This window comes from Pseudoalteromonas sp. TB51 (assembly GCF_000498055.1).
Taxonomy (GTDB): domain Bacteria; phylum Pseudomonadota; class Gammaproteobacteria; order Enterobacterales; family Alteromonadaceae; genus Pseudoalteromonas; species Pseudoalteromonas atlantica.
Genome location: NZ_AUTO01000321.1, coordinates 1 through 7,305, shown reverse-complemented (window position 1 = coordinate 7,305; position 7,305 = coordinate 1). Strand labels below are relative to the sequence as shown.

Annotated in this window: 7 protein-coding genes and 2 pseudogenes; 4 read left to right on the top strand and 5 right to left on the bottom strand. The window is 39.5% G+C overall.

Translation table 11 applies throughout. The features are described 5' to 3' along the window. The 3 genes and pseudogenes from L650_RS0119955 to L650_RS0119945 all read right to left on the bottom strand — a co-directional run. A pseudogene (locus L650_RS0119955) lies at positions 1–1,269 on the bottom strand (TonB-dependent receptor); the annotation flags it as partial. Positions 1,270–1,343: 74 nt separating this feature from the next. Continuing rightward, positions 1,344–2,002 (bottom strand): annotated as a pseudogene (locus L650_RS0119950) (YoaK family protein). Between the two features lie 11 nt (positions 2,003–2,013). After that, entirely contained in the window at positions 2,014–2,706 is a 693-nt protein-coding gene (locus L650_RS0119945) for a substrate-binding periplasmic protein (protein WP_029774165.1), read from the bottom strand. Positions 2,707–2,824: 118 nt separating this feature from the next. Between L650_RS0119945 and L650_RS0119940 the strand changes: the two genes are divergently transcribed. From L650_RS0119940 to L650_RS0119930, 3 genes are all read left to right on the top strand, one after another. Continuing rightward, the gene (locus tag L650_RS0119940; protein ID WP_004588496.1) at positions 2,825–3,073 is read left to right on the top strand and encodes a TIGR03643 family protein; all 249 of its coding nucleotides are present in this window, start codon (positions 2,825–2,827) and stop codon (positions 3,071–3,073) included. A gap of 76 nt (positions 3,074–3,149) precedes the next feature. Continuing rightward, positions 3,150–3,512 carry a hypothetical protein gene (locus L650_RS0119935; protein ID WP_029774164.1) on the top strand — a complete coding sequence of 121 codons (363 nt, stop codon included), beginning with the start codon at positions 3,150–3,152 and terminating at the stop codon, positions 3,510–3,512. A gap of 23 nt (positions 3,513–3,535) precedes the next feature. Then, a complete protein-coding gene (locus tag L650_RS0119930) occupies positions 3,536–4,615 on the top strand; it encodes an endonuclease/exonuclease/phosphatase family protein (protein ID WP_029774163.1) in 1,080 nt (359 codons plus the stop codon). A gap of 265 nt (positions 4,616–4,880) precedes the next feature. On the opposite strand, the gene L650_RS0119925 is transcribed toward L650_RS0119930, so the two are convergent. Both L650_RS0119925 and L650_RS0119920 read right to left on the bottom strand, forming a co-directional pair. Continuing rightward, a complete protein-coding gene (locus L650_RS0119925) occupies positions 4,881–5,390 on the bottom strand; it encodes a hypothetical protein (protein WP_029774162.1) in 510 nt (169 codons plus the stop codon). A 111-nt stretch (positions 5,391–5,501) separates the two neighbouring features. Then, positions 5,502–6,371 (bottom strand): hypothetical protein, encoded by an 870-nt coding sequence (locus L650_RS0119920; RefSeq protein ID WP_029774161.1) that lies wholly within the window; start codon positions 6,369–6,371, stop codon positions 5,502–5,504. Positions 6,372–6,758: 387 nt separating this feature from the next. On the opposite strand from L650_RS0119920, the gene L650_RS0119910 reads away from it, so the two are divergent. Next, positions 6,759–7,022, top strand: coding sequence for a hypothetical protein (locus L650_RS0119910; protein WP_029774160.1), 264 nt, complete (start codon positions 6,759–6,761; stop codon positions 7,020–7,022). The last annotated feature ends 283 nt before the right edge of the window (positions 7,023–7,305 follow it).

The following is a 7,305-nucleotide window of genomic DNA, read 5'->3' as shown; positions in this document are numbered from 1 at the left end:
CCGCCAAAACCACATTCTGTGCCGTCTTCTGTTGTGCGCCCTGTGAGCATATTATTAGTGTAATCGTACTGCATATGCTCATATCTTAGGCCGGCGCTAATAAACCATTTATTTAATTGCCACTCAACTGATGCAAACGGCGCATACAGGGTTGCGTTTACATCATAATCGTAGTGTTTGCCTTGCGGTACTGTGGCTACTAAAAATGCAGAGCCTTGAGTTGGCTCGTTTTGGCTTTGAGTAAAGTCGCTGCGAGTGTATTCGCCATCAAGCCCTAGGTTTACTTTTACATTACTTTGCAAGTTATGTTGATACAGCGATTGCACACCTATGCCTGTTTGACTGTTGGTTTCAAGCGGGGTGCCCGGTAAAAAATGCTTAAAAAAGTCCATGCTTTGGTCGCGCACATAAGGCGTAATAGAAAGCACATTGCCGTTTTTTAATTGCCACTGGGCGTTGCTCCACGCTCTAAATGAGCGGGCTTTTCTAAATGCATCGGGGTCAAAGTTTTGCTGTGCTATGTCTTCGTTTTTATAGCTTTCAAAACCCGTAATAAAGCCCGCAGTGTGCTGATCTAAATTTGTGTATGTAAGGCCAGAGGTAAGCAATAGGTTTGAGCGCTCAAAACGATGACGAATATTTATTTTTTGCTGTTTAACGCTTTCATCATCACGGTAACCGGTATCGTCGGTAACACTGGCGTTTATGCCAATACCACTGTTGCCGTAGTCTTGCCCAGCGCGAAGCTTATAACGGGCATATCCGTACGAGCCATAATCAAGCCCGACTAATCCACCGCCTTGCGTGGTATCGGGCGTTATTACATTAATAACACCATGCACAGCATTTGAGCCATAAAGTGCAGAGCCGGGGCCTTTGAGTACTTCTATGCGCTGCGCCATTTCACTATGCGCTTCAAAAAGCTCGTTAATATTACAAAAGCCTGCAGCACGCAGTGCAATGCCATCTTCAAGGGTTAGTATGCCGCCACAGGCTGNCCGGCGAGCGAAGGGCCGGTAGGTATTCTTGCCCATTTCCGCGCTGTACGTTAGCACCTGCAATACGTTGTAACGACTCTTCAACATGAGTAGGTGCAATGCTATTTAACTGCGCTTCAGATAAGGTACTAATAGTGAGCGGATAGAGTGTAGCCAGTGCTTCTGTACGTGATGCGGTGGTTGTTATGGTTTCTACTGCATCATCGTTTTTATTATCAGCAAGTGCAACGTGGCTGAGAGGCAATAACAGCGGCAAAATATAAGGTTTCATACATTCCTTTAAGGTGAGTAACGCTTTATTAACGCCATGGTAAGGTGTTTTAAACGGTTTTTAAACCGCTTGCGTTAAAGTGCGCGTATTCTATATACCCGGTAAGTTAGCGATAATATAAAGCAAGCCGCAGCGGGCACGGTTAAAGCAAGTAGGGCTAAGTGCTCATAAAGCATAAACCCGCACACTCCACCTAATAAAAAGCCGGCAATAATAAGTATAAATATTACGCCTTTGCGGGTATCTAAGGGTTCACCTTTTAGCGCTTTGCCTATCATTAAACCTAGGTCGGTAAAAATACCGGTTAAATGAGTGGTGCGCACTACTGCGCCGCTGTAGTTAGTGGCAAGGGCGTTTTGTAAACCACAGGCGGCACAGAGGCAAGCGTAATGCCATAAACATGGGCGCGGCTGAGTAAATAGGCGCTTAAAAGCAGTAATAGGCCTTCAGTAAATAATAGGGTGTCGTAATGGCGCCCCAGCTTTAACGAGCCGCCGCTAAGTAAAAAGCCAGAAAGGGCAGAGCCAAGCATAAAGCTCAGCACTACAGCCAATAGCAATAGTGCGCTAGAGGCGTTAGTCATTAAGGTAATGCCAAGTAGCGTTACACTGCCCGAAAGGTGCGAAATAGCCTGATGCTCAAACCCTAATAACCCAATAGCGTTAACAATGCCCGCAATAAAGGCGAGTGTAAACGCGCCGTACTCAACCCATTTTGGTAATTTAGTTAACATTGCCTACCTTATTAATGCACACCGAATTGCGCTTTATAGCGTTTTATTTGCTCATCAACGAGTGCGGTGTCGACCATGCCGTGCTTAAAAGCAATATAAACAGGTAGGGCGTAGCCTTCAAGCTGCTTAGCATATATGTTTTTATAGCCTTTTGAGTACCATAAACCGGCTTGATAATTAGTTATTGCGTAGTCAACACGCTGTTTATTAAGCAAATCAAACGTGGCTTTAGTGGAGAGTGAATGCATAAAGTTGCTTTGTTTAATATTATATTCTTTTGCCAGTACACTGGGTAATTTAACGCCTCTTAGCATAGCAATGCGTGAATTTGATAAGTCATTATTAAGGTTCGCTTTTTGTGTGCTAAATAAACCAAATTGAGTGGTGTGTAGCGGCTCAGTGGTAAATTCTAAATATTGCGCACGCTCGGTATTATTAGCCAACGCAAAGTAACAATCGTAGTAACCTAACGTCATTTCTTTTTTAATGCGTGCCCACGGTAAATGCACCACCTCAATGTTTAAATTTAAATTACGCTCTATAAAAGCTAAATAGTCTATGTCTATGCCCGTAAAGGTATGTGTTTCATCGTCATAAATTGTAAAAGGCGGGTAATGGGTAGTTGCACAGCGCAGCGTTTTATTAGGCGCGGCTAATAATAGCGAAGAAAAACTAAAAGCTAAAAGCAGCAATAATGTGCGCATAAATGTAAATCCGATTTTTTCTTATGTTAGTGTGTTTATTATACAGCGATATTCGGTTTTGAGGGGATGATCTATGTATTTTTTCTTCTCGTATAAGTTTAAATTTTAAGAGATAACCATGTTTAACGCAGAGCAGCAATCGCGAATTATAGAAATGGCGTGGGAAGACAGAACCCCCTTTGAGGCTATAGAGCAGTTATACGGGCTTAATTATTCACAGCTGGTATTGTTTATGCGAGAGCATATTTCAAAGGGGAGTTTTAAAGTGTGGCGCAAACGCCACGCAGGGCGTAAAACCAAGCATTTAAAACTGCGAGACCCAGCCATAATGCGCAGCCATTGCAAAACACAGTACAAGCCAAGATAAATAGCTGCTTGCAGTTTCATATGATGTTCAGGCGTGTTTGATAATCTTTAGCTATTAACATTATTAGAGATTATTTATGAAAGCGTTTTTATATACGGTTGTTTTAGCGGGAGCCTTGGTTAGCGTTAATGCACAGGCAAAGCCCGACAAAGACAATCACGGCCATAAAAATGGTCACCATAAACATCAACAGCACAACTATAAAAGCAGTAAGAAACTATCTAAAAAGCAGCAAAAAAAGTTAGTGCGTGCTGGGTGGACGCCACCAGGGTTAAGTAAGCGTTACCATAGAGGCGATTACCTAGACCGCAATATATATAAACAAGGCCGCGTTATTGAACGTTCTAGAGATAATGGTACAGTAAGTATAAAAATAGACAGTACAGTTATACACATGGTGCACGATACCCGAGAAATACTTTCAATTTTAACTCGTTAAGTACAATTTATAAGGATATTTAAATGCTCATTGCACTGGCTATAATCATTGGCTTTTTTTTATTAGTGACCTTGTTACCTATGTCGTACAGTCAGCACTACTTAGTGCGCAGCTGCGACTTCGTTCGACTACAGGTATTTTATATAGCCAGCGCTGTTGCAATTATATCGTTTTATTTACTGGGGCAAAGCGGCAATACCGGGTATTTGTATACTGCTTTAACCGCATTACTAACCATGGCATTACAAGGTAAGTGGATATTTCCTTACACTTGGCTTGCTAAAAAAGAAGTTAAAACGGCCTCCGTGAGCGAAGATCACAGTGTTAGAATCATGTCGGCTAATGTGCTTATGTCAAACCACAATAGTGAGCAACTAATCTCACTGGTTGATAAACACCAGCCCGATTTATTAATTACCCTTGAAAGCGACAGCTGGTGGGAAAATAAATTAGCTGTTCTTAAAAAAAACTACCCCTATTATATTGAATGCCCTAAAGACAACCGCTACGGCATGCATTTATACAGTAAATTTAAAATTCTTGATGCGCAAATATGTGAGCTCATTGAAGATGATATTCCTTCAATTCATATCCTGTTCGAAAACAATGAAGGCCTTGAAATGCAAGGGCACTTTATACACCCCGCGCCACCAAGCCCCACAGAGGAAGACTCATCGCGCCCACGCGACTCAGAGCTAATAATGGTCGCTAAAGCACTTAAAAAGCCAACACGCCCGACCATTGTAGCCGGTGATTTAAACGATGTAGCATGGTCGCGCAGCACCCGTTTGTTTATGCAAATAAGTGGTTTTTTAGACCCACGTAAAGGCCGTGGTTTTTATAACACCTTTCATGCAAGTTACTTTTTTATGCGCTGGCCGCTCGATCATTTATTTCACAGCCCAGGGTTTAAAGTAAAGCGCATTAAGCGCCTTGCTAAATATGGCTCTGATCATTTTGCACTACTTACCGAGCTGGTGTATGAAAACGCCAAGCAGCATTCATTAGAAGATAAACCAAAAGAGCTAAAGCAAGAAGATATTCAAGAGCTTGCTATGAGCAAAGCCGATAAACGAAAGGTGCCAAGGTTTGAGAAGGGCTAGCTGTTAGCTATTAGTTTTTAGCTGTTAGTTGAATACGTTTTAACTTGAACGCTCAGGTTTAATTCTTGATATTTCATCAAACTTGATTACTTCATCAGCTAGTGTAGGTCGGATAAGCGAAGCGCCATCCGACACAGTAAAATACCTTGGAAATATTTTATGGTTTCGAGTGGCTGGAGAGTGCACGAGTAGACATTGATGAATCGTGATATGAGGAGTCAAGATTAGAACCCTTTGGCCTGATGATGTGAGAGTTAGCTGTGCTTCAATATTGAGTATATTTGTACTCTTTTTTTGTTTTGCGCCAGATATATGTTCCTCCAATTAAAAATAGAGCAACAATAAAAGGTGTCAACTTGTTGTCTGACTTCCAAGCTTGTTCAGATTCTTCATAAGAACGAACAAGCAGTCCATTCACTTTTAACTCAAAAAAATTATGATATATGTTCGAAGAGTAGATTGGCGAATGCGTATCAGAAGCCTCAAATAAAATAGTAACAAGCTGATCTTTTGATTTCAAAAGAGACTCTTCAACAATGCCTTGCCCATTTGATTTTGACGGGTAATTAAAATTCATTGGATCATTAACAAACCCGAAGCGTATTCCATAATCATGTGCTTGAACCCAATCAACAAGACCACTTTTTTCTACAAGGTCACTTTTAAAAGGAAAGCCACTATTAACCTGATTTAGATTTACAAACCCGATGACTAGGCCTAATGCGATGGAAATAACTGATAAAGATAAATTTTTATAATATGTTAATTTTGTCATTTATTAACTCAAATAAGCTCCTTGTTAGTTCGAGCGATAAAAATCAGTTTCGGGCTCAATTCCAAGGGCTTTAATGTGCCATGAGCGGACTGTCGTAACCTTAGACTCTTGTTATGCGCTGATACACCTATTATTCTCATTGATTTGGTGTATGGCGACTTTTAATACCTGCAAACAAATTTTAGCTGTATACATTGTAGGGTTAAAGCCTGTACTCATTTGTTCAAATGGGTGAATGTAATTCCTAAAATCTCTGAGTGCATGACTAAATTTATGAACGTCATGATGCAATAAATTTATCTCTTTTGAAACATCGATAAAATTTGCAAGTGACCACTCTTGAAATGGCCTTACCTTCTGTTCCCGATTTTTGGGTGCGCTATTAGCGCAATTAAATATCCTTGGATTACTAGTTGCAACGCCAAGTAAAATACCCTCAAGAGTACTACCAGCCATAAGAATTACAGAGAGTGGAGCGTTAGCAGAAAAACAGTTTTCTATTTCTTTAATTCTATACTCAAGCACGCTAGTTATAGTGCTATCCAATTGAAGGTTAGATAGCTTTAAATCCTTAAACTCTTGGTTGAGAAAACCTTCTTCATCATTTGTTTTCTTAGGAGTAGTAAATTCAACTTTATCTAGTTTTTGAAACGAGATATCCGCGTGGTTTCTTACAACTTTCCATTTATCAAATGCGAGATATTTATTGAATTCTGAGATATGTAAATCAAGTTTTTCAGGGGTTTCAATAAAGCTAACAGGAGAGAATAAGTTTTTAATACATTTATCAATATTTGGTGTGCCATTGATTGCTGCAAGTCTTTCATCGGTATACATCCAACGCGAAGGAAAGCCTTGTCCGTAACTGTCACTAAATCCCAACTCATTGAAGAATTGAATTATTTTAGGCCCACTTCGGTATTCTGTTTCTTCATTGATAAGAATGCGAAGTTTTTCTAATGTTTTCGTTCCTAGAATCAAATCTCAAATCCTTGACTTTGCTTAAGCGCATAACAGCTTATTAAACACCATTTTGGTGGTTTATAACACACCAAAACGGCGTATATTACATACTCCGATAATTTCATCAATAATTACCTTTATAAACATGTTATTGAAATAGTGTTAATTCAAAGCTTGTTATTTTGCATCAAAATGGCGGTTAATAATGTTATCGGGCAAAATTAGGAACCTACTCATCAAAACAAGAATAACTTTAACTTTTTCAGTGTCCGGTTATCGCTCATTATTGCCTGTCAGGTTAAGTCTAGTGAAATAGATTGCATTGCATTGCATAGTTAAAGTTTTTATATTGTTCGGCAATATTTTACTTGGTGCTAATGAAGCACTGCGTGCAAAGGAAAGCATGTGAATTATAAAAAAATGTACTACCCAGTTAAGGCGCTTGCTGCCTTATCTTTAGTTGCAGTTGCAATCAAGTACTGGATGCCAACGGAGATTGGCTTTGCGTTTATGCTATTACCTTATTTGGTTTTGTATTTTTTAGCGAGTGCTAACAACTACCAAAATAAACGACTCTTTCTTATCAGAATTATAGCTGCATTATTTACTATTATTTTAGCGCCAGTTCTCATTTTTGGCATTGAACCTGACCCTCAGGCCGGAATCTAACTGCAATTAGTGCCTCAGAATTTATTATATTATTTTTTAATGTTGATAATGATTAAGAAGAAAAATGTACATTTTCAGCTATTAGTATTTAGTTTCGTGGGGTTTGGTCAGTAAAGGATGAGCTCTGCTGTAATCTAATTTTAAAGAAAAAAAACCTAAAAGAGATTACCCACTTTTAGGTTTTTTATATATTGGTATTTATAGCTATATTAGCTATTGATCATAATACATTTGATATTCACAAATTCGCGCATACCAAAGCCGCCGTGCTCTCGGCCGTAAC

Excerpts from the sequence above, each read along its gene's own strand:
- L650_RS0119945 (WP_029774165.1), bottom strand. The coding sequence starts at position 2,706 with ATGCGCACATTATTGCTGCTTTTAGCTTTTAGTTTTTCTTCGCTATTA.
- L650_RS0119930 (WP_029774163.1), top strand. The coding sequence starts at position 3,536 with ATGCTCATTGCACTGGCTATAATCATTGGCTTTTTTTTATTAGTGACC.
- L650_RS0119940 (WP_004588496.1), top strand. The coding sequence starts at position 2,825 with ATGTTTAACGCAGAGCAGCAATCGCGAATTATAGAAATGGCGTGGGAA.
- L650_RS0119935 (WP_029774164.1), top strand. The coding sequence starts at position 3,150 with ATGAAAGCGTTTTTATATACGGTTGTTTTAGCGGGAGCCTTGGTTAGC.
- L650_RS0119925 (WP_029774162.1), bottom strand. The coding sequence starts at position 5,390 with ATGACAAAATTAACATATTATAAAAATTTATCTTTATCAGTTATTTCC.